The 23,852-nt window shown below is 45.8% G+C and carries 28 protein-coding genes; 19 read left to right on the top strand and 9 right to left on the bottom strand.

The features are described 5' to 3' along the window. Positions 1–129: hypothetical protein (locus I2494_RS11990; protein WP_228350870.1), on the bottom strand; the 129-nt coding region annotated here is incomplete at its 3' end. Between the two features lie 250 nt (positions 130–379). Here I2494_RS11990 and I2494_RS11985 point away from each other — a divergent pair. Both I2494_RS11985 and I2494_RS11980 read left to right on the top strand, forming a co-directional pair. Continuing rightward, complete coding sequence (locus I2494_RS11985; RefSeq protein WP_218466793.1) at positions 380–1,129, top strand: M48 family metalloprotease; 750 nt, start codon at positions 380–382, stop codon at positions 1,127–1,129. Between the two features lie 336 nt (positions 1,130–1,465). Beyond that, positions 1,466–2,029, top strand: coding sequence for an NADPH-dependent FMN reductase (locus I2494_RS11980; protein WP_218466794.1), 564 nt, complete (start codon positions 1,466–1,468; stop codon positions 2,027–2,029). A gap of 79 nt (positions 2,030–2,108) precedes the next feature. Here the strand turns inward: I2494_RS11980 and speB are convergent, their stop codons facing one another. After that, positions 2,109–3,026: an agmatinase gene (speB, locus tag I2494_RS11975; protein ID WP_218466795.1), complete on the bottom strand. Its 918-nt coding sequence runs from the start codon at positions 3,024–3,026 to the stop codon at positions 2,109–2,111. A 322-nt stretch (positions 3,027–3,348) separates the two neighbouring features. Here speB and I2494_RS11970 point away from each other — a divergent pair, with 322 nt between their 5' ends. Then, complete coding sequence (locus I2494_RS11970) at positions 3,349–3,945, top strand: YhgN family NAAT transporter (RefSeq protein WP_218466796.1); 597 nt, start codon at positions 3,349–3,351, stop codon at positions 3,943–3,945. A gap of 47 nt (positions 3,946–3,992) precedes the next feature. On the opposite strand, the gene speA is transcribed toward I2494_RS11970, so the two are convergent. Continuing rightward, the gene (gene speA / locus I2494_RS11965; RefSeq protein ID WP_218466797.1) at positions 3,993–5,891 is read right to left on the bottom strand and encodes a biosynthetic arginine decarboxylase; all 1,899 of its coding nucleotides are present in this window, start codon (positions 5,889–5,891) and stop codon (positions 3,993–3,995) included. Between the two features lie 734 nt (positions 5,892–6,625). Here speA and metK point away from each other — a divergent pair. From metK to ruvX, 6 genes are all read left to right on the top strand, one after another. After that, positions 6,626–7,780, top strand: a complete 1,155-nt coding sequence (gene metK / locus I2494_RS11960) for a methionine adenosyltransferase (protein WP_218466798.1) — start codon at positions 6,626–6,628, stop codon at positions 7,778–7,780. Between the two features lie 98 nt (positions 7,781–7,878). After that, positions 7,879–8,382 carry a SprT family zinc-dependent metalloprotease gene (locus I2494_RS11955; RefSeq protein WP_218467021.1) on the top strand — a complete coding sequence of 168 codons (504 nt, stop codon included), beginning with the start codon at positions 7,879–7,881 and terminating at the stop codon, positions 8,380–8,382. A gap of 201 nt (positions 8,383–8,583) precedes the next feature. Beyond that, entirely contained in the window at positions 8,584–9,315 is a 732-nt protein-coding gene (rsmE, locus tag I2494_RS11950) for a 16S rRNA (uracil(1498)-N(3))-methyltransferase (RefSeq protein ID WP_218466799.1), read from the top strand. A 10-nt stretch (positions 9,316–9,325) separates the two neighbouring features. Next, entirely contained in the window at positions 9,326–10,273 is a 948-nt protein-coding gene (gshB, locus tag I2494_RS11945) for a glutathione synthase (protein WP_218466800.1), read from the top strand. A gap of 186 nt (positions 10,274–10,459) precedes the next feature. Next, positions 10,460–11,023 (top strand): YqgE/AlgH family protein, encoded by a 564-nt coding sequence (locus I2494_RS11940; protein WP_218466801.1) that lies wholly within the window; start codon positions 10,460–10,462, stop codon positions 11,021–11,023. Further along, entirely contained in the window at positions 11,024–11,446 is a 423-nt protein-coding gene (gene ruvX / locus I2494_RS11935) for a Holliday junction resolvase RuvX (RefSeq protein ID WP_218466802.1), read from the top strand. 1 nt (position 11,447) lies between these two features. Here the strand turns inward: ruvX and I2494_RS11930 are convergent, their stop codons facing one another. Together I2494_RS11930 and I2494_RS11925 are read right to left on the bottom strand one after the other, a co-directional pair. Next, positions 11,448–11,981, bottom strand: a complete 534-nt coding sequence (locus tag I2494_RS11930) for a hypothetical protein (RefSeq protein WP_218466803.1) — start codon at positions 11,979–11,981, stop codon at positions 11,448–11,450. Between the two features lie 103 nt (positions 11,982–12,084). Next, on the bottom strand, positions 12,085–13,077 hold the full coding sequence (locus tag I2494_RS11925; protein WP_218466804.1) for a type IV pilus twitching motility protein PilT: 993 nt from the start codon (positions 13,075–13,077) through the stop codon (positions 12,085–12,087). 22 nt (positions 13,078–13,099) lie between these two features. On the opposite strand from I2494_RS11925, the gene I2494_RS11920 reads away from it, so the two are divergent. The 4 genes from I2494_RS11920 to yggU all read left to right on the top strand — a co-directional run bounded on the left by I2494_RS11920 (position 13,100) and on the right by yggU (position 15,685). Further along, the gene (locus I2494_RS11920) at positions 13,100–13,804 is read left to right on the top strand and encodes a YggS family pyridoxal phosphate-dependent enzyme (RefSeq protein ID WP_218466805.1); all 705 of its coding nucleotides are present in this window, start codon (positions 13,100–13,102) and stop codon (positions 13,802–13,804) included. A 65-nt stretch (positions 13,805–13,869) separates the two neighbouring features. Further along, complete coding sequence (gene proC, locus I2494_RS11915) at positions 13,870–14,688, top strand: pyrroline-5-carboxylate reductase (protein ID WP_218466806.1); 819 nt, start codon at positions 13,870–13,872, stop codon at positions 14,686–14,688. A gap of 155 nt (positions 14,689–14,843) precedes the next feature. Next, positions 14,844–15,389 carry a YggT family protein gene (locus I2494_RS11910; RefSeq protein WP_218466807.1) on the top strand — a complete coding sequence of 182 codons (546 nt, stop codon included), beginning with the start codon at positions 14,844–14,846 and terminating at the stop codon, positions 15,387–15,389. Beyond that, positions 15,389–15,685, top strand: a complete 297-nt coding sequence (yggU, locus tag I2494_RS11905; protein WP_218466808.1) for a DUF167 family protein YggU — start codon at positions 15,389–15,391, stop codon at positions 15,683–15,685. The genes I2494_RS11910 and yggU overlap by 1 nt, the downstream gene beginning before the upstream one ends. 43 nt (positions 15,686–15,728) lie before the next feature. Here the strand turns inward: yggU and I2494_RS11900 are convergent, their stop codons facing one another. Continuing rightward, positions 15,729–16,541, bottom strand: coding sequence for a CDP-diacylglycerol diphosphatase (locus tag I2494_RS11900; RefSeq protein ID WP_218466809.1), 813 nt, complete (start codon positions 16,539–16,541; stop codon positions 15,729–15,731). A 307-nt stretch (positions 16,542–16,848) separates the two neighbouring features. Between I2494_RS11900 and rdgB the strand changes: the two genes are divergently transcribed. Continuing rightward, complete coding sequence (rdgB, locus tag I2494_RS11895) at positions 16,849–17,442, top strand: RdgB/HAM1 family non-canonical purine NTP pyrophosphatase (protein WP_218466810.1); 594 nt, start codon at positions 16,849–16,851, stop codon at positions 17,440–17,442. Beyond that, entirely contained in the window at positions 17,435–18,565 is a 1,131-nt protein-coding gene (gene hemW, locus I2494_RS11890) for a radical SAM family heme chaperone HemW (RefSeq protein ID WP_218466811.1), read from the top strand. The genes rdgB and hemW overlap by 8 nt, the downstream gene beginning before the upstream one ends. Before the next feature lie 432 nt (positions 18,566–18,997). Here the strand turns inward: hemW and I2494_RS11885 are convergent, their stop codons facing one another. The 3 genes from I2494_RS11885 to trmB all read right to left on the bottom strand — a co-directional run bounded on the left by I2494_RS11885 (position 18,998) and on the right by trmB (position 20,978). Continuing rightward, positions 18,998–19,723, bottom strand: a complete 726-nt coding sequence (locus I2494_RS11885; protein ID WP_218466812.1) for a DUF2884 family protein — start codon at positions 19,721–19,723, stop codon at positions 18,998–19,000. Between the two features lie 203 nt (positions 19,724–19,926). Next, a complete protein-coding gene (locus I2494_RS11880) occupies positions 19,927–20,259 on the bottom strand; it encodes a YggL family protein (protein WP_140919839.1) in 333 nt (110 codons plus the stop codon). Further along, complete coding sequence (trmB, locus tag I2494_RS11875) at positions 20,259–20,978, bottom strand: tRNA (guanosine(46)-N7)-methyltransferase TrmB (protein WP_218466813.1); 720 nt, start codon at positions 20,976–20,978, stop codon at positions 20,259–20,261. The genes I2494_RS11880 and trmB overlap by 1 nt, the downstream gene beginning before the upstream one ends. 209 nt (positions 20,979–21,187) lie before the next feature. Between trmB and mutY the strand changes: the two genes are divergently transcribed. The 4 genes from mutY (at position 21,188) to I2494_RS11855 (ending at position 23,844) form a co-directional block, all read left to right on the top strand. Next, a complete protein-coding gene (gene mutY, locus I2494_RS11870; RefSeq protein WP_218466814.1) occupies positions 21,188–22,243 on the top strand; it encodes an A/G-specific adenine glycosylase in 1,056 nt (351 codons plus the stop codon). A 1-nt stretch (position 22,244) separates the two neighbouring features. After that, positions 22,245–22,517, top strand: coding sequence for an oxidative damage protection protein (locus tag I2494_RS11865; protein ID WP_130590393.1), 273 nt, complete (start codon positions 22,245–22,247; stop codon positions 22,515–22,517). 30 nt (positions 22,518–22,547) lie between these two features. After that, positions 22,548–23,639, top strand: coding sequence for a membrane-bound lytic murein transglycosylase MltC (gene mltC / locus I2494_RS11860; protein ID WP_218466815.1), 1,092 nt, complete (start codon positions 22,548–22,550; stop codon positions 23,637–23,639). Positions 23,640–23,703: 64 nt separating this feature from the next. After that, positions 23,704–23,844 carry a hypothetical protein gene (locus I2494_RS11855; protein ID WP_218466816.1) on the top strand — a complete coding sequence of 47 codons (141 nt, stop codon included), beginning with the start codon at positions 23,704–23,706 and terminating at the stop codon, positions 23,842–23,844. The last annotated feature ends 8 nt before the right edge of the window (positions 23,845–23,852 follow it).

Genomic DNA, 23,852 nt, shown 5'->3' with positions numbered 1-23,852 from the left:
ACCGCGCCACAGAACTTCCGCGATATCGGCCATGCCCATAGGGGCTCCGGGATGGCCTGATTTGGCCTTTTGTACGGCGTCCATACTGAGGGCGCGAATAGCGTTAGCGAGTTCTTTATGAGAAGGCATTATTAACTCCATTTTAGGCTTAGGATTCGAGGTTCAGATCCAGAATAGGAAAAACGCCCTTATCTTCTCAAGTCAGCGCTAAAACGGCAACCCCGATTGACGACACAAATGGTTGCAATAAAGGTGGGATTTTGTGTCACAGATCTTTTCAATTCCTCATGACACACTCTTTTATTATTGATATTATCGTCCAACTGGATAGGACCAGTCTTGAAGGCTAATAATCATATAATCACAGGAAGATAGTTTTATGAAAATGCGTTCTACTTTAATCGCTGTAACCTTAGCATCAGCTACCATGTTAGCGGGCTGCCAGAGCGGTAGTTTTGGTGATACCCTTCTGTCTGCTGTCACTGTAAGTGATGCTGAAGTTAAAGCGCTGTCAGATCAATCTTGTAAAGAAATGGATCAGACTAACAAAGTTGCAGGCAAGAGCAGCAAGTACACCAAACGTCTGAACAACATCTCCAAGAAGTTAGGCACCAACATCAATGGTCAACCTCTGAACTACAAAGTTTACTTAACTGATGACATCAACGCATGGGCAATGGCTAACGGCTGTATCCGTGTGTATAGCGGTCTGATGGATAAGATGACTGACGATGAAGTAATCGGCGTTCTGGGCCACGAAATTGGTCACGTTGATTTAGGCCACACCAAGAAAGCATTCCAGGTTGCTTATGCAGCTCAGTTCGCTACCCAGGCAGCACTTCAGTACGGCGGCAAAACTGCAGCAGTTCTGAACGACGCTCAGGTTCTGGATTTCGCTAACGCACTGATCAACGCTCAGTTCTCTCAGTCTCAAGAATCAGAAGCTGATACCTTCTCTTACGACCTGCTGAAGCAGAAGAAACTGAAAACAGCTGCTCTGGCAACTGCGTTTGACAAACTGGCTCAGTTAGACGGTGGTGCAAGTGCTGGTATGATGAGCTCTCACCCAGGTTCTAAAGAGCGTGCAGATGCAATCAGAGCACGTATCGCTGCTGACGGTGGTAAGTAATATATTAGACAGAATAGCTTGATAAATTATCAACGCATTTCTGCTATATAGTTTTAAAACCGAGGTAATACCTCGGTTTTTTTATTGTTCTAAATTTCCCTTCCTGAATATTTGGCACGAAATCATTAACGCCCGATCATTAAGTGGCGTAGAGTGATTCATTCGCTAACAAAACAGAGATAATCTTTTCATTTATCAGGTATTTTTTTGCCAGTGCGATAATTATCAACTATCTTTTATATCAATGCCGCACTTGTGCGGAGTGTCCCGTTTCATCACTTATTCAGGTTGTAGTATTGAATGAATCGTTAATAAAATTCACCAAGGAGTCGTCTTATGAGTCAAGTGAAACACGTAGCCGTTTTGGTCGGTAGCCTGCGTAAAGAGTCAATCAACAGAAAAATTGCTCTGGCATTGGCTAAATTAGCGCCCTCTTCAATCAAGTTGGACATCGTGGAAATTGGCGATTTACCTCTCTATAGCGAAGATATTGACGTCACTCCACCTGCGACTTACACCACATTTCGTCATCAAATCAAAGCTGCTGATGCCGTACTGTTTGTCACCCCTGAATACAACCGTTCTGTACCCGCAGCCTTAAAAAATGCATTGGATGTAGGTTCCCGACCTTACGGACAAAGCGCCTGGTCAGGTAAACCAGGGGCGGTTGTTAGTGCATCACCGGGTGCCATTGGCGGTTTTGGTGCTAACCACCATCTACGCCAGTCGCTAGTATTTCTGAATATTCCATGCATGCAACAACCAGAAGCCTATATCAGTAACGCCGGTGCTATTTTTGAAGAGAATGGTGAACTGACCGAAAGAACCAAAACCTTCCTGCAAAGCTTTATTGACGCTTATGCTGACTGGGTTCTGTTCCAGACCCGCCCACAGAAATAAGCTGTTGAAGTAAATATCTGAATGCAAAAACGGCTGATAAATATCAGCCGTTTTAGATTATTTTTATATTTGGATTAAATTACTTTTTCGCGGCCTGCATATACAGCATATCCAGTGCAACCGTAGCTGCCGCCAGCGCTGTCATCTCTGCATGATCGTAAGAAGGCGCGACTTCCACTACATCCATTCCCACAATATCCAGCGACTGTAATCCGCGCAGAATTTTCAGTGCACGGTCGGAGCTTAACCCGCCACACACTGGGGTACCGGTACCCGGCGCAAAAGCAGGATCCAGACAGTCGATATCAAACGTCAGGTAAACCGGCATATCCCCTACAATCTTTTTAACCTGAGCAACAATATCATCTACCGTACGATCGTTTACCTGAGCGGCATCCAGCACGGTAAAACCGTTGTTCGTGTCATGCTCAGTACGAATACCGATCTGCACTGAACGCGTTGGGTCGATTAATCCTTCATTTGGCGCATGATAGAACATGGTACCGTGGTCAAACTTGCTGCCATTAGAATAGGTGTCGGTATGGGCATCAAAATGAACCAATGCCATTTTGCCGAAATGTTTAGCGTGAGCTCTCAATAAAGGCAGGGTGACAAAGTGATCGCCACCAAAGGTCAAACAACGTTTACCCGCTGCCAGCAAACGTTCGGTGTGAGCCTGAAGCTGTTCGCTCATGTCCTGAGCATCGCCAAAATTGAACACCACATCGCCGCAATCAACAACCTTCAATTTGCTTTGCAGTTTAAATGTCCATGGCCAGCGGCAAGATTCCCAGGCCAGATTAGTCGATACTTGACGGATAGCTGCTGGCCCATGGCGAGCACCTGAACGACCAGAGGTTGCCATATCAAAAGGCACACCAGTAATAACCCAGTCAGCATCACTATCATACGGCTGAAAATTGAGTGGTAAACGTAAAAAACCAAAAGCATTGGAGACCAGTGAATTATCAGGCTTATTGCCAAGCGTGCTATTCATTGTATTCCTCAAAATATCTGCGTTATCTTTCCGTTACCTGCCCCATCGGTGATGAGCCACAAACAGAAATCAACTAAGTCGCGAAAAAAAATCCCTCCTCGTCAGAATAGAGCGCCCGACGAGAAAGGGATTCAGAGAATTCTTCAATTGTGCTGGGGTAAATTATGGAGTGTATTCCCCCCATCTTCAAGAAAAATCCCGGGCCTTATCGATTATGGCAACGAAGACTTTTCAAGCCCGTCATCAGTAATAAACTTAGCCCATCTTTCCGGCGATTAAAGTTAGTATATAGTTAAGCTAACTACGCTAACTGGATTTAACTATGGCTGAAATGACATCGGCGATAATTCTACTTTTTCTTATTCTGGATCCGCTGGGAAACCTGCCGATATTTATGTCGATCCTCAAACATATTGACCCTAAACGTCGCCGTATTATTGTTATCAGAGAGATGTTAATCGCGTTGGTTCTGATGATGCTCTTTCTGTTTACCGGTGAGAAAATTCTGGAGGTGTTAAATCTGCGTACGGAGACGGTTTCCATCTCTGGCGGAATAATTTTGTTTCTGATTGCTATCAGAATGATTTTTCCCTCTTCCGATAATGCTAATACCTCGGGTTTACCCGCCGGAGAAGAGCCTTTTTTGGTACCGATGGCCATTCCATTGGTCGCCGGCCCTTCGATTCTCGCATCATTAATGATGTTATCGCATCAATACCCCAATAAAATGGGCTATCTGGCGATTGCGCTGTTTATCGCCTGGGCGCTTTCTGCCATGATTTTAATGATGTCCGACTTGTTTTTACGCCTGCTGGGAGAGAAAGGCGTTAATGCACTGGAACGGCTGATGGGACTGATACTGGTAATGATATCAACCCAAATGTTTTTGGATGGAATTCGTAGCTATTTATCGCACTAGAGAATAGAACAAAGCAGGCAGCCTTTGGCTACCTGCTTATCACTTAATTACTCATCTTCAAGATAAGTATAACCATATAGTCCGGCTTCAAACTCTTCGAGGAACTGCTCTTCAAGCTCAGGGCTTAAATTAGCACTCTTGATTTGTTCACGATAGCGAGTCATCAACGTTTCCGGATTAAGTTGAACATACTCCAGCATTTCCGCGACCGTATTACCTTCTTCAGACTGCTCAACTTCAACACTGCCATCATTAAATACGAACACATCAACGGATGCGGTATCACCAAACAGGTTATGCATATTGCCCAGAATTTCCTGGTAGGCGCCAACCATAAAGAAGCCTAACAGCGGAGGATTTTCCGGATCGTAAGGCGGCATTGGCATGGTGGTTGCCATACCGTCACCATCGATATAGTGATCAATAGCACCATCAGAATCACAGGTAATATCCAGTAATACTACGCGACGCTCCGGATCTTTATCCAACCCGCTCAGTGGCAATACCGGAAACAGCTGATCGATACCCCACGCATCCGGCATTGACTGGAACAGCGAGAAGTTAACGTAAAGCTTATCCGCCATACGTTCATCCAGCTCATCAATGATTGGAAGGTGAGCACGATTGCTGGGCTCAAGCTGTAGCTGAATATGATGGCAAATGGTCAGATAGAGCTGCTCGGCATAAGCCCGATCGGCTAAATCCAGCATCCCGTGTGCATATTGAGTATGCACATCATTCAGATCCAACTGGCTATCATGCAGCCATTCGCGCAGTGAGCGACGATTTTCAGGCTCTTGCATCTCCAGCCAGGTATCCCACAGGCTACATAAAGCGCGGGGAGCATCTTCATTCGGTGGTTGCGGCACTTCAAATTCATTGCGCTCTACACCAATGACGTTAGAAACCAATACCGTATGGTGCGCTGTTACCGCACGGCCTGATTCAGTAATCACCGTTGGATGCGGTAAACCATGTTCATTACAGGCTTCACCGATACCCCAGATAACGTTATTAGCATATTCATTCAGGCCGTAGTTCACAGAGCAGTCCGACTGAGAGCGCGTACCCTCATAATCCACACCCAGGCCACCGCCAACGTCGAAGCACTGAATGTTGACACCCAGCTTATGCAATTCCACGTAGAAACGTGCTGACTCACGTACTCCAGTGGCAATATCACGAATATTGGATAGCTGAGATCCCAAATGGAAGTGCAGCAGTTGCAGGCTGTCTAAACGCCCGGCATCGCGCAATGTATCCACCAGCGTCAGTACCTGGGAAGCCGACAAGCCAAATTTAGACTTATCACCACCACTGGCCTGCCATTTACCGGAGCCCTGAGAAGCCAGACGAGCGCGAACCCCAAGGCGAGGTATCACGTCCAGACGTTTAGCCTCTTCCAGAACGACCTTTATCTCGGACATTTTCTCAATGACCAGATAAACCTTATGGCCAAGTTTTTCCCCGGTTAATGCCAGACGAATATATTCACGATCCTTATAACCGTTACAAACGATCACTGAACGAGTAAATCCGGCGTGACCTAATACCGCCATTAATTCAGCTTTAGAACCGGCTTCCAGTCCTAAAGGCTCACCGGAATTAACCAGTGATTCAATCACCCGACGCTGTTGATTAACTTTAATCGGATAAACTAAAAAATAGTTGCCTTCATAACCAAACGACTCACGTGCACGTTTAAACGCAGCATTAATAGAACGCAAACGATGCTGAAGTATTTGTGGAAAACAAAACAAAGATGGCAGTCGTTGCCCCTGTTCTTGCATTCCCTGAACTAACGTTGCCAGATCCACGCGTGCATCAGGTAAGTCAGGATCCGGACAGACAGTAATATGGCCAAATTCATTCACGCCATAATAACCACCACCCCAGTGAGCAACATTATAAGTACGCATCATTTTGCTTGCGGAACCGTTTGTCATAACAACATAAGCCTCTTAGAGCCCGGAACGGAAACAAACCGATCTGAGCAACTCAACAGTAAAAACTACCCGATTAGTTCGTATTTCACCATGTAGCACTGGAGGGTAACTACCCGGACCATACGACCGCATAAGAATAGACGATAATATTGCTATTTCATATTGTTAATGAAGTAATCTGACAGCAGGAAACAAAATTTTTGTTTATAAATATGTCCGAAAGATAGTTAGCGACCAGAGCGAAAAAAACAACTTAAAAATCAATAAATAAAGAAGATAAGTACAACTTAAGATACGGTGATAATTATCCGGATATATAACCAGATCAAAAGCCTGATTATCTACGGCAAAAAAGCATTTTTTTCAGAACTAAATGATAATTAAACAGTTAATATTTTTATCCCACGCCGACCATCCATTATTTATATTTCAACCCGGTTTACTGCTACTTTGCCCAGCCAAACTTGTCATTTATGGACAGCTTTAAAAAAAATATTTTTTATAACAATAAGTTGAATAATTTCAGATAAAAAACAACTGGTAATATTGTGGTAAATCTTTAGAATAGCCATCCAGAAGTTAATCCGTCTATACTGATTAATGAACGTATTCATGAACTCCTTAATCTGCACATGCGTTGTCTCACGCCGAAACCAGCGGAGACGTTAAACTATCTCCCCCAATAAGAGATAGTGCCGCTTTGCAGTTAAACCGTCTTAGAGGTAAGAGAAGAAATGGCCCAACACCTGTTTACTTCCGAATCCGTATCCGAAGGGCATCCTGATAAAATTGCCGACCAAATTTCTGATGCTGTACTTGATGCGATCCTTGAACAAGATCCTAAAGCGCGTGTAGCCTGTGAAACCTACATTAAAACCGGTATGGTTTTAGTGGGCGGTGAGATCACCACATCAGCCTGGGTAGATATTGAAGAACTGACCCGTCGTACCGTATGTGACATTGGTTACACCCACTCAGATATGGGATTTGATGCTAATTCTTGTGCGGTATTGAGCGCTATTGGCAAACAGTCACGGGATATCAATCAGGGTGTTGACCGCAGCGATCCATTAGAGCAAGGTGCCGGCGATCAGGGCATTATGTTTGGCTATGCGACTAACGAAACTGAAGTTTTGATGCCTGCGCCAATTACCTATGCCCACCGCTTAATGGAGCGTCAGGCTGAAGTGCGTAAAAACGGCACTCTTCCCTGGTTACGTCCGGATGCCAAAAGCCAGGTCACGTTTATGTATGACAATGGCAAGATCAGCGGCATTGATGCGGTAGTCCTGTCAACTCAGCACTCTGAGCATATCGGTCAAAAAGATCTGCAGGAAGCGGTTATGGAGCACATCATTAAGCCGGTTCTGCCTGCTGAGTGGTTAACTGCCAATACCAAATACTTTATTAACCCAACTGGCCGTTTTGTTATTGGTGGGCCAATGGGTGACTGTGGATTGACCGGTCGTAAAATTATCGTTGATACCTACGGTGGTGCAGCGCGTCACGGCGGTGGGGCATTCTCCGGTAAAGATCCTTCTAAAGTTGACCGTTCGGCAGCTTATGCCGCTCGCTACGTGGCTAAGAATATCGTTGCTGCAGGCCTGGCGGATCGCTGTGAAATTCAGGTTTCTTACGCCATTGGCGTTGCCGAACCAACCTCAATTATGTTGGAAACTTTTGGCACAGAAAAAATTCCACATGACCGTTTAATTCAATTGATTCGCGAGTTCTTTGACCTGCGTCCTTATGGATTAATCAAAATGTTGGACTTGATCAGACCGATTTATCAGCAAACCGCTGCTTACGGCCACTTTGGTCGTGAACATTTCCCATGGGAAAAAACCGATAAAGCGGCGATGCTGCGTGAAGCTGCCGGGCTTAAATAAGCTCCAGTAAGCGTCGCAACTAATTTAGCGGCGTGATGGCACCAGCCTCACGCCGTTTTTTATTGCTCATTTTATGCCGCCTCGCTATGCTAGCATCCATGACCACACTTCGCCTTCCTATCGCTACCCAACAAGCCGTTATGCGTTGCCTGCGCCATTATCTGGCATTGGCTAATCACCATTTAGAAACGGACTATCCAGAACCCAAAGTGACCTATCGTCAACGAGGAACTACTGCCGGAACCGCTCATCTCACCCAGTGGGAAATTCGCCTGAATGCTGTTTTGTTGGTAGAAAATGGGCAGCAATTTATTGATGATGTGGTTCCCCATGAACTGGCACATTTGCTGGTTTATCGTCAGTTTGGTCGCGTATCTCCACACGGCAGCCAATGGCAATGGATGATGGAAAGAGTATTAGGGGTTAGCGCAACCCGAACACACTGTTTTAATGTACTATCGGTACAAGGAAAAACTTTTACCTATACCTGCAATTGCCAAACTCATCAGTTAACCATACGTCGCCATAATAAAATCATGCGTAAAGAGAGTGAATATCGTTGCAAACGCTGCGGTAGCCTGCTGAAACCCGCCGACGCTTAAACTATCAGAATCCCCAATTCACTGAACTTTTCCGGCTTTTAATGGCGATAAAAACAACGCAGGGTTGAACAGTCTGTTCTACAATATTAAGCTTATCCGGTTCAGTTAGCATATTTACGACTTCTTTGGCCATTTAGCCGGAAAAGAATACCCCTTGAATGCCTGTTAATTCAGGAAGATACCGGAAAACAGAATATAACTATGCGCATTCCCCGCATCTATCATCCCCATCCTCTTGCTATCGCTAATGATATCGCCCTGAGTGACGATGCAGCGAATCATGTTGGTCGCGTACTACGCATGCAGCCAGAGCATCAATTGATGCTGTTTGATGGTAGCAATCACGTTTTTGATGCTGTAATTACTCGGGTTGATAAAAAGCAGGTACTGGTCAATGTCGTTGATAAGCGAGAAGAGAACCTTGAGTCACCGCTTAATTTTCATCTTGGTCAGGTAATTTCCCGTGGTGAGAAGATGGAATTCACCATTCAAAAATCTATCGAGTTGGGTGTCAATGTGATAACCCCTCTAATTTCAGAACGTTGTGGCGTAAAGCTGGATCAAGAGAGACTGGAAAAGAAAGTACAGCAGTGGCAGAAAATTGCCATTGCCGCTTGTGAACAGTGTGGGCGTAACCGAATTCCCGAAATCCGCCCGGTAATGAACCTTGAAGCCTGGTGTTCAGAATCGGATGGCGGCATTAAATTAAATCTGCATCCAAGAGCCCGCCAGAGCATAAATACGCTCACTATGCCGGTACAAAACATTCGTCTGTTGATTGGCCCTGAAGGAGGATTATCCCAGGAAGAGATCGACATGACAGCGCATTACGATTTTACAGATATTTTACTCGGCCCCCGGATTCTGCGCACAGAAACCGCGGCGCTTACCGCGATTGCTGCACTACAGGTACGCTTCGGCGATCTGGGATAAGGAGAAAAAGATGATCAAGCTCGGCATCGTGATGGACCCTATTACGTCCATCAACATTAAGAAAGACTCCAGCTTTGCTATGTTGCAAGAAGCGCAAAAACGCGGCTGGGAACTGCACTATATGGAAATGAACGATCTGTATCTGCATACCGGAGAAGCCCGCGCACGCACGCGCACCCTGACGGTTCAATATGATAAAGAGCACTGGTTCGATTTCCATCAGGAACAAGAGATCCCACTGCACGATCTTGATGTCATTTTGATGCGGAAAGATCCTCCGTTTGATACTGAATATATCTACGCCACTTACATTCTGGAACGTGCGGAAGCAAAAGGTACGCTGATCGTCAACAAGCCTCAAAGCCTGCGCGACTGTAATGAAAAACTGTTTACCGCCTGGTTCCCGGAGCTTACGCCATCCACACTGGTTTCCCGCAGTGCAGAGCATATCCGCCGTTTCTATGCGGAGCATGGTGACATTATCCTCAAACCATTAGATGGAATGGGTGGCTCCTCAATTTTCCGCGTTAAACCAAACGATCCTAACCTGTCAGTGATCATTGAAACCCTGACTGAATTAGGCACCCGTTACTGTATGGCACAAAACTTTGTTCCACAGATTTCTGATGGTGATAAACGCGTTCTGGTCGTCGACGGAGAGCCAGTTCCTTACTGCCTGGCTCGTATTCCTAAACAAGGAGAAACCCGAGGCAATCTGGCTGCTGGTGGACGTGGTGAAGCTCGTCCTTTAAGCGAAAGCGACTGGAAAATTGCCCGCAGCGTGGCGCCTATTCTGAAAGAAAAAGGGTTAGTGTTTGTTGGGTTGGATATCATTGGCGACAAGCTTACGGAAATAAACGTCACCAGCCCAACCTGTATTCGTGAAATTGAAGCAGCTTTCCCGGATGTTTCTATCACCGGTATGTTAATGGATGCCATTGAGCGCCGCCTCAAATAAGCTGCTACTCTCAAGTAATAGGCTTGTTTAACAAAATGACTCTGTCACCTGTAATTTAAGGGACAGAGTCAATTTTTTAATGTCAGTAGTTATCATGCTAAGCATCAGTAGGCTAAATTTGTTATAATAATCAATGGGTGACAGCACCTACACTTCACATTTCCATTCAGCCAACGGTTTAATACCATGAACTTACAACACCATTTTCTTATTGCAATGCCTACTCTGGAAGATCCCTGCTTTAGCCATTCAGTTGTGTATATTTGCGAACACAACCAGAATGGTACGATGGGGTTAGTTATTAACAAACCTCTCGGAGAGCTAACCGTCGAAGAAGTACTGGCCAAGCTGGATATCTACCCAACACCAAAGGTATCCAATATTCATTTAAACAACCCGGTACTGGACGGCGGGCCGCTGGCGGACGACCGGGGGTTCATTTTACATACCCCCCGCCAGAAATTTTCATCCAGTATCCAGATCAATGAACATGTTATGATCACCTCATCAAAAGATGTATTAGAAACCTTGGGTACCGCTTCTCAACCATCCGAAGCGCTGGTCGCTTTAGGTTATGCCGGGTGGGATGCGGGTCAGTTGGAACGAGAGCTACTGGAAAACAGCTGGCTAACCGTCGAGGCAGATACCAATATTTTATTTCACGTTCCGGTAAATCTACGCTGGCAAACGGCAGCGAGAAAGCTGGGTATAAACATTCATACTATTGCAACACAAGTAGGCCACGCATAAATGTCGAACCGTACTGTATTAGGATTTGATTTTGGCACCAAGAGTATTGGTGCGGCTATCGGACAGGAAATTACCGGTACTGCCCGTCCTCTTGCTTCATTTAAAGCCAAGGATGGCAGTCCCGACTGGCAACAAATCGAAAAATTGCTAAAAGAATGGCAACCCGATTTAGTGGTGGTTGGGCTTCCATTAAATATGGATGGAACTGAGCAACCGGTTACCGCTCAGGCTAAAAAGTTTGCCAATCGCCTGCATGGTCGATTTGGAGTGCAAATCCAATTACACGATGAACGTTTAAGTACGGTAGAAGCTAAAGCTGACCTGTTTTCCCGTGGCGGTTTTCGCGCACTGGACAAAGGCAGCGTAGACGCTGCCTCTGCGGTCATTATTCTGGAAAGCTGGTTTGAGCAACAGCTTGGATAATCTAGTGCAACAGATTATCCAACGTACTGCCCCAGTTAATACTCATTTTAATATTACAGGCCTGATTTGCCGCATAGTAAACGGTATATCCCTGACGGTTTGATGTGCCTTTATACTCCGGAATATCCCCACATCCGGTAATCACATAATCAGTATTTGGCAATGGAATGGTGTTACCAGTCCCCAGCAGAGCAAAATACTTGCCATATTCACCCTGCCCTACTTTCTGTACTAATACATAATCGTTAGCGTTCAACTGAGTTTTACTGACGATCTTTGCTGCCCGACCGGTTGAATCAGTCACGCCAAACAGTGGCTTCTTAAATGCAGGGTCAGTCTCAGTATCCTTAGTGACCACCAGATAAAAAGGCGTATCAGCCATTGGTTGATTGGTCTTCGGCTCCAACAACCCTACAGTAATCTCAAATGTACCTTCGGAACCGTAGGTTGGTAACGTATTTTTATAATACCAATAACCACCACCACCAATAATTACCAGCAAAATAACCACTACAAGCCACTTAAATGCGTTCAAGGTTTACGTTTCCTTTTTATTTAAAATACAAGTTGTTAAGCAAAATGCAGTTCATCATATTTGGGGGAAATAAAAAAGCGATTTAGCGAAACCTTTACCTTTATTATCCAATAATCAATCCATCCGATAATAAACGGCTTCGACACTGCTCCATGGTTTGCATACCGTTAATCGCACCGGTTTGTAACAGCGTCAATAACTGATGGTGTTTGCCTTCCCGAATCATATTGCTCACCGCTGGGGTATTCACCAGCACTTCATAAGCTGCAATACGCCCGCCTTTGGTACAGGGCAAAAGCTGCTGACAGACCACCGCCTGTAAGCTATTTGCTAATTGAGAGCTAACAAAACGTTTCTCTTCCGCAGGGAACACATCAATAATGCGTTCAATCGATTGCACAGCAGAACGGGTATGCAAAGTAGCAAAGACCAGATGTCCGGTTTCTGCTGCGGTTAACGCCATATGAATAGTTTCCACATCTCTTAACTCCCCCAACAAAATAATATCGGGATCCTGCCGCAGTGCCGCACGTAGCCCCTGCGAAAAACTATCAACATGCCGGCCAACTTCACGCTGTTGAATCAGGCAACGTTGGCTGTGATGTATAAACTCAATGGGATCTTCCAGAGTAATAATGTGACGTGCTGACTGCTGGTTAATCATTCCGGTCAAAGCGGCCAACGTGGTCGATTTTCCACTCCCGGTTGCTCCAGCTACGATAACTAAGCCATCCTGACAGTTGCTCATTGCTATCAACGAATCAGGAATTCCTAACGACTCCGGCGGTGGTATATGGTTTCGAATAAAGCGTAAAGCAGCAGAGATACCATCACACTGCTGAAAGAGATTCACCCGCAGGCGTATGTCTTCAATCGTTAAAGCAAAATCTAACTGCCTCTGTTGCTGGAATTGTACTCGTTGTTCACCGGTTAACAGAGCTAACAGTTGTTCTGACAGCCATTCAGACCGCAGTAAACTTTCTCCAAAGTAGTGTAAATCCCCGTTCACGCGCAATACTGGCAAATGGCCGGCAGAAAGGTGCAGATCGGAAGCATTTTGCTTTACACTATCAGTTATTAATTGGCATACATTCATAGCAGGCTCTCTGAATAGACTTATGACAACTATCCAACAGAATCTAGAAGCAGTCAGGTACCGTATCGCTGAAGCAGCGCAACAATGCGGCCGTTCTCCCAAAGAAGTTCAGTTACTTGCAGTCAGTAAAACAAAACCTGTAGAGGCCATTCAGGAAGCTATCGACGCCGGTCAACGTCTGTTTGGTGAAAACTATGTACAGGAAGGTGTGGACAAAATTCAGCACTTTGGCAGCCTCTCTGACACAGAATCGTTAGAGTGGCACTTTATTGGCCCATTGCAATCGAATAAAAGCCGACTGGTTGCAGAGCATTTCCACTGGATGCATACCGTGGACAGAGAGAAAATAGCCCACCGTTTAAGCGAGCAGCGGCCGGAAACCATGCCTCCGCTGAATGTACTTATTCAGATTAATATCAGTGATGAACAGAGTAAGTCAGGTATTAAGCTGGAGCAGTTAACCGAACTGGCAGCACAAATTCATAATCTACCCCACCTGACGCTGCGTGGGTTAATGACTATCCCGGCTCCGGAAAACGATCCAGCCCGTCAACTTGCGGTATTTCAAAAAATGACACAGGCTTTTAATCAGCTTAAAACCCGTTACCCACAAGTCGATACCCTCTCAATGGGAATGAGTGACGATATGAGTAATGCCATCCGTGCAGGCAGTACGATGGTACGTATTGGTACCGCTATTTTCGGTGCGCGTGACTATACCCTGTAATCTGCCAGGTAATTTGGGCACGTTTCCGATTACCTGAGCTTTAAACTGACAAAGTGAGACTTATCATGCAACACCGTAAAATTGCGTTTATTGGTGCCGGTAATATGGCAAAAGCGATTATTGCCGGATTGGTCAACGGCGGTTATCCGGCAGATTTGATTACTGCAACCTCGCCATCAATGAAACAGGATGGCCCACTACACAGCCAATATGGCATTCGTTGCAGTAATGATAATATTGAAAGCGCTCGTCAGGCTGATGTCATCGTGCTGGCGGTTAAACCTCAGATGATGGCCGACGTTTGTGCCCCTTTACATCAGCAGGTGGATCTCAGCGGAAAATTAATTTTATCCATTGCTGCCGGGGTTAGCGTTTCCCGTTTCACCCAATTGCTGGGGTCTGTCGATCTTATCCGCATAATGCCGAATACCCCATCGCTGATTGGTTTGGGAATGAGCGGTCTGTATGCGCCACCGCAGGTCAGCGCTCAGGATAGAGAATTTACCTCACAGCTTATGCAATCCGTCGGCGAAATCTGCTGGGTAAATGAGGAAAGTGGTATAAATAGTGTCATCGCTGCCGCTGGTAGCGCTCCGGCCTATTTTTTCCTGTTTATGGAGGCGATGCAAAATGAGTCTGAACGTCTTGGCTTTGCACCAGAAACCGCTCGTTTACTGGTTCAGCAAGCCGCGTTAGGCGCTGCGCAAATGGTGGTTAATAACCCACAGCTCGATATCGGTACTCTCCGCCAGCAAGTCACCTCAAAAGGCGGTACCACCGCTGAAGCCCTGCGCGTTTTTAATGAACATGGCTTAAGTGAAACAGTAGCCTCGGCTATGCAGGCTGCCATTAAGCGAGCAGATGAAATGGAAAAATCACTTTAAAATAGCAATCCGGCAATGAATTAGCGGGTTCGTTGCCATTTTTCCTTGATTTACTATATGCTAATCCCCAAATATACAGATGTTGTGATAGCGTAATACCGTTTTTCAGATTCCAGTCTGGCTAAGCCAGGGCAGACAATAACCAAGGGTTAACCATGCAATTTTTATCTTTTCTTATTGTAACCGTGCTCGATCTTTATGTATCGGTGCTACTGCTGCGGGTATGGATGCAATGGGCAAGAGCCGATTTCTACAATCCATTCTCTCAGTTTGTGGTGAAAATCACTCAGCCAATCATTGGGCCATTGCGTCGTGTTATTCCGTCGATTGGCCCTATTGATACGGCTTCACTCCTGGTTGCCTATGTTCTTATCCTGTTGAAACATGTCATTGGCCTGTGGCTGATTAATCAGGTTCTATTATTCTTCCCGGTTTATCTGCCGCTCTCTTTGCTGGAACTGCTAACCGCTGCCGGTAAACTGGTGTTCTGGATTATTATTATTCGTGCGCTGATGAGTTGGATTAGTCAGGGGCGTAATCCGGTGGATCAATTACTGATCCAATTAACTGAGCCGTTACTGTCGCCGATTCGTCGTTTACTGCCTTCAATGGGAGGTATCGATCTGTCGCCAATGATACTGATTCTGATCCTTTATGCGTTGAATTATCTGAAAGCAGATATTCTGGCTCTGATTCTGTAATGAGTGCGGTAGAACAACATTCTGATGCAATTATCCTTCGGCTTTATATCCAGCCGAAGGCCAGTCGCGATCAAATTGTTGGTCTGCATGGCGAAGAGTTAAAAGTCGCCATTACCGCCCCGCCGGTTGACGGTCAGGCAAACGCTCATCTGGTCAAGTTTTTGGCTAAACAGTTTCGCGTCGCTAAAGGTATGGTGACGATCGAAAAAGGGGAACTGGGGCGTCATAAACAGGTAAGAATCGATAATCCACAGCAGGTTCCTGCTGAAATAAAACTTCTGTTACCGGATGCCTGATAGCTCAGGCATCCTTCAATATTTATCTTTGGATAATCGATAGCTAAAATAAATTTTCAGTTTTCAGCAAATCACACTGATAGTCTTGTATATCCCCCGTATGACCTGCATTCAGGCCGAAAACGTCCAGTCGATTTGCCAGCAATAAATACATAGGTACATTGTTATGGTCGGTATAGGCCACCAACGCTAAACCATATTTCCCCATGTTATCTGCCGCATCTGAAACTTCCGTTGCTAAGCGCTGAAACGGATTGATTTCACGCAGCTGAGACTCAGTTAATGTACGCGCAATATAGTGATGACCATTGATCCCATAAGGAACCAGCGACCATTTCTCACTAAATTTATCTATCTGACTTCCTAACTGCGCCTGAATCTCCGGTTTAATACAGGCAATATGAATATGCAGTTGCTCCTGACTGCGCCCATAGGCTGAATTAACCGCTAATGAAACCATTTCCCGGGAAATAGGTTTGCCGGCCTGTTGAGCCAAATAGTGACGCGCCACCCATGCCTGATAGAGATAATCGGTAGAATCCCGCTGCTGTAATACCTTGCTCTCAATGCCATCAATTTTATCTGTAGGAATCAGCAAAAAATGCAAAGGGCCCTTACGATCTTTAAATATAACGTAGCCTCGTTTGGCATCTGGCGTCAAAACTACGTTAATACAGGGGGAAGCCACTGACGCACTTAATTGCTGATGAGGGACGCATTGCTCACTAACAATCTTCCATAATTCATCCGAGTGACTACGTACCCACCCCCACCAGATAGCTAAAATTACCAGCGATATTATGATGATCGCGACCAGCCATTTTAGTAATTTCGGCAATCGTTTTTTTCGTTTCATTCTCATCTTAGGAGTATTAATTGATAGTCTCTCCTGTCAATTATAACACACATGTAACAGTTGATTTTAATTCGATAAATTATGTTTCTGATGAACAACCGGATAAAACTTATTGATAATATTGAATAAAAAATAAAAACCATTTGATAAACGCTAAAAGAAACACTCTCCTTTACTATTTTCACTCATTCACCCGATGCTGTTTGAGTTATGCTATGCGGTTATGCAGTATTGAAAAATAAAACCCTATTCTATTGCAGGTATACCCTGCCCTGATTACAACTCGATATAACAGGTGGACTTCACAATGCAGAAACTGGTGCTTGCAACCGGTAACCCCGGTAAAGTGCGTGAGCTGGCAAACCTTCTGGCTGATTTTGGCTTTGAAGTGATTGCTCAAACCGACCTCGGCGTCGATTCGGCTGAAGAAACCGGATTAACCTTTATTGAGAATGCCATCATTAAGGCTCGTCATGCCGCGCAGGTTACGGGCCTGCCTGCCATTGCAGATGATTCTGGTATTGCCGTTGATGTATTAGGTGGAGCACCCGGTATCTATTCAGCCCGCTATGCCGGTGTTGATGCCAGCGATCAAGCTAATTTGAACAAGCTACTGGAAACATTGAAAGATGTACCAAAGGATCAGCGTCAGGCGCAGTTCCACTGTGTGCTGGTTTATATGCGCCATGCTAACGACCCCATTCCATTAGTTTTCCATGCCAGCTGGCCGGGTGAAGTGCTGTTTAGCCCGGCAGGTGAAGGTGGCTTTGGTTACGATCCTATTTTTTATCTTCCGGAACTGGGATGTACCGCTGCTGAACTAGCCCGGGAACACAAAAGTAAGATCTCTCACCGCGGTCAGGCATTGACCATGCTGTTGGATGCCCTGCGTAATGCTTAATCCTCCGCCGCTAAGCCTCTATATCCATATTCCCTGGTGTGTGCAGAAATGCCCTTACTGCGATTTCAATTCACATGCCCTAAAGGGTGATATTCCTGATATGGATTATGTAGAGCATTTGCTCACCGATCTGGATAACGATTTACCGCTTACCAGCGGCAGGTCAGTCAGCACGCTGTTTATTGGCGGTGGTACGCCCAGCCTGCTGGGTGCAGAGGCTATGCAAAGACTGCTGGATGGAGTTCGTAGTCGGCTAACGCTGGAAGATAACGCTGAAATTACGATGGAAGCCAATCCGGGAACGGTAGAAGCCGATCGATTTAAAGCCTATCAGCAAGCCGGAGTTAACCGTATATCTATTGGTGTTCAGAGCTTCAGCCAGCCAAAACTGGAGCGTTTGGGGCGGATACACGGCCCGGAAGAGGCAAAGCGTGCGGCGCATCTCGCACAAAGCCTTGGCTTGCGCAGCTTCAATCTGGATTTAATGCACGGTTTGCCCGATCAGTCACTGGATGAAGCACTGGATGACCTGAGGCAGGCGATTGAGCTGAATCCTCCCCATTTATCCTGGTATCAGCTCACCATTGAACCTAATACGCTGTTTGGTTCACGTCCTCCTGTATTACCAGACGACGATGCCCTGTGGGATATTTACCAGCGCGGCCATGAGTTACTCAGCGCGGCCGGTTATCAGCAATATGAAACTTCAGCCTACGCTAAACCCGGCTATCAGTGTCAGCACAACCTGAACTATTGGCGTTTTGGTGACTATCTGGGTATTGGCTGTGGAGCCCACGGTAAACTGAGTTTTAGCGACGGACGAATTATACGTACGGTAAAAACCCGCCATCCCCGTGGCTATATGAACGGTAAGTATCTGGACAAACAATTCAACGTTGAAACCGACGAACGACCTTTTGAGTTCTTTATGAACCGCTTCCGTCTACTGGAAGCTGCGCCAAGAGCAGACTTCAGTCGCCTTACCGGATTGGACGAAAGTGTTATTCGACAGAATATTGATAATGCGTTGAAGTTGGGGTACCTGACGGAGACCAGTGAATACTGGCAGATTACAGAGAAAGGGAAATTATTCCTGAATTCATTGCTAGAACTGTTCTTGTAACCAGAGAAAAAGGGCAATATTAAGTATTGTATCCATTTCGGCCATAAACAGTATTGTGTACAAATAAGCTATTGTGCATGGCCGAGCAGGAGGCGTTAAGGCGAACGCCTCCTGCACCTCCGCGCCTTCGCACACGAATCCAGGTCGCCTACGGCGACTTCCTTCCTCCTTCGTTCGGGCTTACGCACCAGCGCAGAGCCGCTCCAGACGTCGCTGCGCCTCGCCAAACATCCCTGTTTGGCGTGCTACCCTCCCTCAGTCGTCAGCTGAATTCCAGTGCTCAATAAAAAGGTCAAAAGGCAAAAGACAAAAGACAAAAGACAAAAGACAAAAGACAAAAAATCTTTGAATAAGATGTTGTTAGCCCACAACTATATTTAAAAAAACATAAAGCCCACATTAATGCGGGCTTTGTTATATATTGCTATGAAATTACTGTGGTAATACCTTCAATAAATCGGCTCGCTGCTGCTCCAGCACCGTCACCCGACCGCATGCTTCTTTACCGAACTGGTTGAAGTCTTTCTCTTGCTTCTTCCACTCGTCTTTAATTTGCTGCTGTAAGCCACCCAGACTGCCTAATACTGCCTGCAGAGGATTACCAGACTTACCGGCTTTAGCCACTTGCTGGATACCCAGTTCGTTAATGCTGTCCTGTAATACGCCGCCCAGAGTATTTTGCATAATCGCCTGACCATTCGCTTCAACTTGTGAAACGGCCTGATGGTGAAAAGCTAAACCTTCTGCGCGAGGCTCCAGTACTTTTTCCATCTCTTTCGTCAGTTCTGAGCTCAGAGTGACTAAACGTTTACGCACATTACTCTCGGTGCCCAATTGCTTAACAATCACGTTATCCAGTGCACCCTGAGCGGTTTTCAGGCGTGAACGAACACCGTCGTTAATATAAGGCAAATCGGTACGCAAATTGGTTTGATAGCTCACTGCCTGAGCGCGAGCTGCATCAGAAAGGGTTAATACTTTACCATTACGGGTCACATCACCATTCTTACCAATCACCAGCTCACCGCTGGCACCAGCAACTTTAACCGTATCCTGGTTAATAAAAATATCATCCTGTGGTTTTACATTACATTCATAAGCCGCTTGCGCCTGCCAGGCCATCAACAGCAAAAGGGCCGCGCCGGTTTTTCGTAACATAATTATTCCTCAATGGTTAATGCGAAATCGTACTTTTGTTGGTTCAACCAGACTATAGACATCAGAGTCTATCAGGTGTTCATCGCTTAGGGGGATTAACTGAAAAATAGCAGAATTAGTTAAAACTGTTCAATACTGTGGATAATCAACCTTACCCAAAACTGAAAACGATCGGGGGAAAATCATTCCCCCCGACTTAACCATTACTCTTCGTAATAATTAATATCCATCAGCTCGCTGGCTTTCACATCCAGCATACCTTTGTCTTCCAGCCAGTTAGTCACAATACCACGATGCTCTTCGGTACATTTACCGATCTTTTGCAGGCATACCAGACCATCCCACTTAAGATAGCCGCCGCCCTCAAAGGAGAGGTCGTGGGCTTCAAACACTTCGTTGATAAAGTTATCAATTGTTGCGTCGATCTTCTCAACCGCGGTTCCTTCAGGAAATGCCCAACTGATTAAAAATCCGATTTCCTGAAACTCATCGATACGCATTTTTTTACGTAAACGACGACTACGTTGATGTGCCATTATTCACTCCTCTCAAACATCAAATCCCATACACCATGTCCTAAACGATGGCCGCGTAACTCAAACTTGGTTAACGGGCGAGAATCAGGACGTGGCACATAAGTACCATCAACCGACAAATTACGATATGCCGGAATCGCGTTCATCACTTCTAACATATGCTCTGCATAATTTTCCCAGTCGGTGGCCATATGAAAAACACCACCCACTTTTAATTTTTTCAGTATCGCCAACGCAAACGGCGTCTGAAGAATTCGGCGCTTATGATGGCGAGCTTTATGCCAGGGATCGGGAAAGAACAATTGAACCATATCCAGAGAAGCGTCAGGGATCATCTTGTCCAGCACTTCAACCGCATCATGGCACATCACCCGCAAGTTCCCTACTCCGGCTTCATGAGCGGAAGAGAGACAGGCACCGACACCCGGGCTATGAACTTCAATCCCCAGAAAATCCTGCTGTGGGTTATCTTGCGCCATTTTAACCAGCGACATACCCATACCAAAGCCGATTTCCAGCGTAACTGGCGCTTCCCGCCCAAACAGTTCCGACAGGTTCAGAGCTTCTGGTTGAAACTCTACGCCCATCACTGGCCAGTAGTTATCCAGCGCATATTGCTGGCCTTTTGTCAGCCGCCCCTGACGGCGAACAAAACTACGAATGCGGCGCATCGCGCGGCCGTCTTCATTAAATTCAGGGGAAATGACATCGTTAATCATAAAAAATTCTGTTTATACCGGCCGCTGTTAATGATGAATATAAAAATTTCAGGCTGGCATCATACCCTATATTGCCTTAATCCTTAAACAATCCGCGACAAACCATTTGGGTTATTCCTGATGATTATTTCAGGTTAAGGTTTACTCTGGCTAATGTCTGTGCTGGAATCACGCCATCTGTTTTATTCTCCGAGAAATGTCACATTTATATGATGCAAGCAAAACCATTTGCACAGGCTGTTTTGAACTGGTACCAAAAGTTTGGCCGTAAGACCCTTCCCTGGCAAATTGAAAAAACGCCGTATCATGTCTGGCTTTCTGAAGTCATGCTGCAACAAACGCAGGTCACTACTGTTATCCCTTATTTTCAGCGTTTTATTGCTCAATTCCCTGATATTAACGCTCTGGCGGCGGCACCTACGGATGAGGTATTGCATCTCTGGACAGGGCTAGGCTATTACGCCAGAGCGCGTAATCTGCATAAAGCAGCAAAAACCATTGCCCTGCAATATCAGGGCGTTTTTCCAACGGATTTTGACACCGTACACAACCTGCCGGGCATTGGCCGTTCTACCGCGGGAGCCATACTCTCCCTATCGCTTAATCAGCACTATCCGATTCTTGATGGCAACGTAAAACGGGTCATCGCCCGTTGCTATGCCGTAGAAGGCTGGCCGGGGAAAAAGGAGGTGGAAAAACGCCTTTGGGACATCAGTACTGAAGTCACCCCGTCAGAAGGCGTCGCTCAATTCAATCAGGCCATGATGGATCTTGGTGCGCTGGTCTGTACTCGCTCTCGTCCTAAGTGTGAATTATGTCCACTCAATTCAGGTTGTATCGCCTACGCCAATCAGAGCTGGGCTGACTATCCGGGAAAAAAACCAAAACAAAAAATACCGGAGAAAAACGCATGGTTCCTGTTACTTAAGAACAATGATAAAGTCTGGCTGGAACAACGACCGGATGTCGGGCTCTGGGGAGGTCTTTACTGCTTTCCTCAGTTTAGCGATTGGAGCTCGCTGACTCACTGGCTGGAACAACGAGGAATGTCTGCCGATGATTTAAAACAGCAGACGGCTTTTCGCCATACTTTCAGCCATTTCCACCTGGATATTACGCCGATGTTGCTTAATATGGTGCCCGGTCAGCGCTGTCAGGAACAGAGTCAGGGTATATGGTACAACCTGACTCAACCGCCATCCGTCGGGCTGGCAACGCCAGTTGAACGATTACTTAATCAGCTTAAAAATGAACACGAGGATTAGCATGAGCAGAACCATTTTCTGTACTTACCTGCAAAAAGAAGCCGACGGGCAAGACTTCCAGCTTTATCCTGGTGAATTAGGCAAACGGATTTTTAACGAGATTTCGAAAGAAGCATGGGCGCTATGGATGAGTAAACAAACGATGCTCATCAATGAAAAGAAATTAAATATGATGGACCCGGAACACCGCAAATTACTGGAACAGGAAATGGTAAATTTCCTGTTTGAAGGTAAAGATGTCCACATCGATGGTTACACACCACCAAGCCAATAATCTTTGTTTTGAATAATGCGCCATTAAAAAATGATCATTAATTTAAAAAAAATCTGCGCGCTACTGCTGATAGCGCCCTTGCTGGTCTCGTGTGGAGGCGGCAGTAAGAAAAAACCTCAGGATGATGATAAATATATTAAAGACACCAATGCCTTCGATATTATGATGGGCCAGTTTGCCCATAACGTCGAAAACATCTGGGGTATGCATGAAGTCCTGATTGCCGGGCCGAAAGACTATGTGAAATATACCGATCAGTATCGTACCCGTAGCCATATTAACTTCGATGCCGGTGTGATTACCGTGGAAACGCTGGCGACAGAGAACCCGGAAGCCAGCCTGCGTCAGGCTATTATTACCACCTTATTGATGGGTGAAGATCCGCAAACCACCGATCTTTATTCTGACGCTAACGATATTCAGATCAGTAAAGAACCGTTCCTGTATGGTCAGGTACTGGATCAGGATGGCAATACTATTCGCTGGCAATGGCGCGCCACGCATTTTGCTGACTATATCATTCAGACTAAACTGAAGAAGCGTTCATCAGGACTGCGGGTAATCTGGTCGGTGGATATTCCATTGGTCGCAAACCACCTGGATAAACGTGCCCATAAATATCTGCCATTGGTACGTAAAGCCGCCCGTAAATATAACGTTGAAGAGTCACTGATTCTGGCAATTATGCAGACCGAATCCAGCTTTAACCCTTATGCCGTCAGCCGTTCCGACGCACTGGGTCTGATGCAGGTAATGCAACATACCGCTGGCCGTGACGTCTTTAAAATGCAGGGTAAATCAGGACAACCGAGTCGTAACTTCCTGTTCGATCCGGAAAACAATATTGATACCGGTACCGCTTATCTGTCGATTCTGCAAAACAGCTATCTGGGTGGAATTACTAACCCTACATCGCGCCGCTATGCGGTTATTACCGCCTATAACGGTGGTGCCGGTAGCGTGTTGCGAGTGTTCTCCAGCGATCGAAACAAAGCACCGGATGTGATTAACCGTATGTCGCCGGGTGATGTGTATGAGACACTGACTACCAAGCATCCATCGGCTGAATCACGTAATTACTTGAATAAAGTGAATACGGCACAGAAAAATTACCGGAGATAATCCGCTCATGCCGCTGCCAGTTCAAACTGTCAGCGGCATAAACCCAACAATAAGGAATTCTGTTATGGGTGGTATCAGCTTACCGCAAATTATTGGCATCGTTGTTGCCGTCGCTATCGTTATTTTTTGGCAAAGGCGCCAGCGTGAAAAAATGGCAGCACAACAACAAAAATTAGAAAACAAGCAACAAAACAACCAGGAATAATCTCAGAC

It is taken from the genome of Limnobaculum allomyrinae, assembly GCF_016649425.1.
Taxonomy (GTDB): domain Bacteria; phylum Pseudomonadota; class Gammaproteobacteria; order Enterobacterales; family Enterobacteriaceae; genus Limnobaculum; species Limnobaculum allomyrinae.
The sequence above is the reverse complement of the archived record's forward strand: the minus strand, read 5'-3'. Positions and strand labels throughout refer to the sequence as shown.

What these genes read in the sequence shown, in the direction of transcription:
- I2494_RS11985 (WP_218466793.1), top strand. Translation starts at nt 380, where the DNA reads ATGAAAATGCGTTCTACTTTAATCGCTGTAACCTTAGCATCAGCTACC.
- I2494_RS11980 (WP_218466794.1), top strand. Translation starts at nt 1,466, where the DNA reads ATGAGTCAAGTGAAACACGTAGCCGTTTTGGTCGGTAGCCTGCGTAAA.
- speB (WP_218466795.1), bottom strand. Translation starts at nt 3,026, where the DNA reads ATGAATAGCACGCTTGGCAATAAGCCTGATAATTCACTGGTCTCCAAT.
- I2494_RS11970 (WP_218466796.1), top strand. Translation starts at nt 3,349, where the DNA reads ATGGCTGAAATGACATCGGCGATAATTCTACTTTTTCTTATTCTGGAT.
- speA (WP_218466797.1), bottom strand. Translation starts at nt 5,891, where the DNA reads ATGACAAACGGTTCCGCAAGCAAAATGATGCGTACTTATAATGTTGCT.
- metK (WP_218466798.1), top strand. Translation starts at nt 6,626, where the DNA reads ATGGCCCAACACCTGTTTACTTCCGAATCCGTATCCGAAGGGCATCCT.
- I2494_RS11955 (WP_218467021.1), top strand. Translation starts at nt 7,879, where the DNA reads ATGACCACACTTCGCCTTCCTATCGCTACCCAACAAGCCGTTATGCGT.
- rsmE (WP_218466799.1), top strand. Translation starts at nt 8,584, where the DNA reads ATGCGCATTCCCCGCATCTATCATCCCCATCCTCTTGCTATCGCTAAT.
- gshB (WP_218466800.1), top strand. Translation starts at nt 9,326, where the DNA reads ATGATCAAGCTCGGCATCGTGATGGACCCTATTACGTCCATCAACATT.
- I2494_RS11940 (WP_218466801.1), top strand. Translation starts at nt 10,460, where the DNA reads ATGAACTTACAACACCATTTTCTTATTGCAATGCCTACTCTGGAAGAT.
- ruvX (WP_218466802.1), top strand. Translation starts at nt 11,024, where the DNA reads ATGTCGAACCGTACTGTATTAGGATTTGATTTTGGCACCAAGAGTATT.
- I2494_RS11925 (WP_218466804.1), bottom strand. Translation starts at nt 13,077, where the DNA reads ATGAATGTATGCCAATTAATAACTGATAGTGTAAAGCAAAATGCTTCC.
- I2494_RS11920 (WP_218466805.1), top strand. Translation starts at nt 13,100, where the DNA reads ATGACAACTATCCAACAGAATCTAGAAGCAGTCAGGTACCGTATCGCT.
- proC (WP_218466806.1), top strand. Translation starts at nt 13,870, where the DNA reads ATGCAACACCGTAAAATTGCGTTTATTGGTGCCGGTAATATGGCAAAA.
- I2494_RS11910 (WP_218466807.1), top strand. Translation starts at nt 14,844, where the DNA reads ATGCAATTTTTATCTTTTCTTATTGTAACCGTGCTCGATCTTTATGTA.
- yggU (WP_218466808.1), top strand. Translation starts at nt 15,389, where the DNA reads ATGAGTGCGGTAGAACAACATTCTGATGCAATTATCCTTCGGCTTTAT.
- I2494_RS11900 (WP_218466809.1), bottom strand. Translation starts at nt 16,541, where the DNA reads ATGAAACGAAAAAAACGATTGCCGAAATTACTAAAATGGCTGGTCGCG.
- rdgB (WP_218466810.1), top strand. Translation starts at nt 16,849, where the DNA reads ATGCAGAAACTGGTGCTTGCAACCGGTAACCCCGGTAAAGTGCGTGAG.
- hemW (WP_218466811.1), top strand. Translation starts at nt 17,435, where the DNA reads ATGCTTAATCCTCCGCCGCTAAGCCTCTATATCCATATTCCCTGGTGT.
- I2494_RS11885 (WP_218466812.1), bottom strand. Translation starts at nt 19,723, where the DNA reads ATGTTACGAAAAACCGGCGCGGCCCTTTTGCTGTTGATGGCCTGGCAG.
- I2494_RS11880 (WP_140919839.1), bottom strand. Translation starts at nt 20,259, where the DNA reads ATGGCACATCAACGTAGTCGTCGTTTACGTAAAAAAATGCGTATCGAT.
- trmB (WP_218466813.1), bottom strand. Translation starts at nt 20,978, where the DNA reads ATGATTAACGATGTCATTTCCCCTGAATTTAATGAAGACGGCCGCGCG.
- mutY (WP_218466814.1), top strand. Translation starts at nt 21,188, where the DNA reads ATGATGCAAGCAAAACCATTTGCACAGGCTGTTTTGAACTGGTACCAA.
- I2494_RS11865 (WP_130590393.1), top strand. Translation starts at nt 22,245, where the DNA reads ATGAGCAGAACCATTTTCTGTACTTACCTGCAAAAAGAAGCCGACGGG.
- mltC (WP_218466815.1), top strand. Translation starts at nt 22,548, where the DNA reads ATGATCATTAATTTAAAAAAAATCTGCGCGCTACTGCTGATAGCGCCC.
- I2494_RS11855 (WP_218466816.1), top strand. Translation starts at nt 23,704, where the DNA reads ATGGGTGGTATCAGCTTACCGCAAATTATTGGCATCGTTGTTGCCGTC.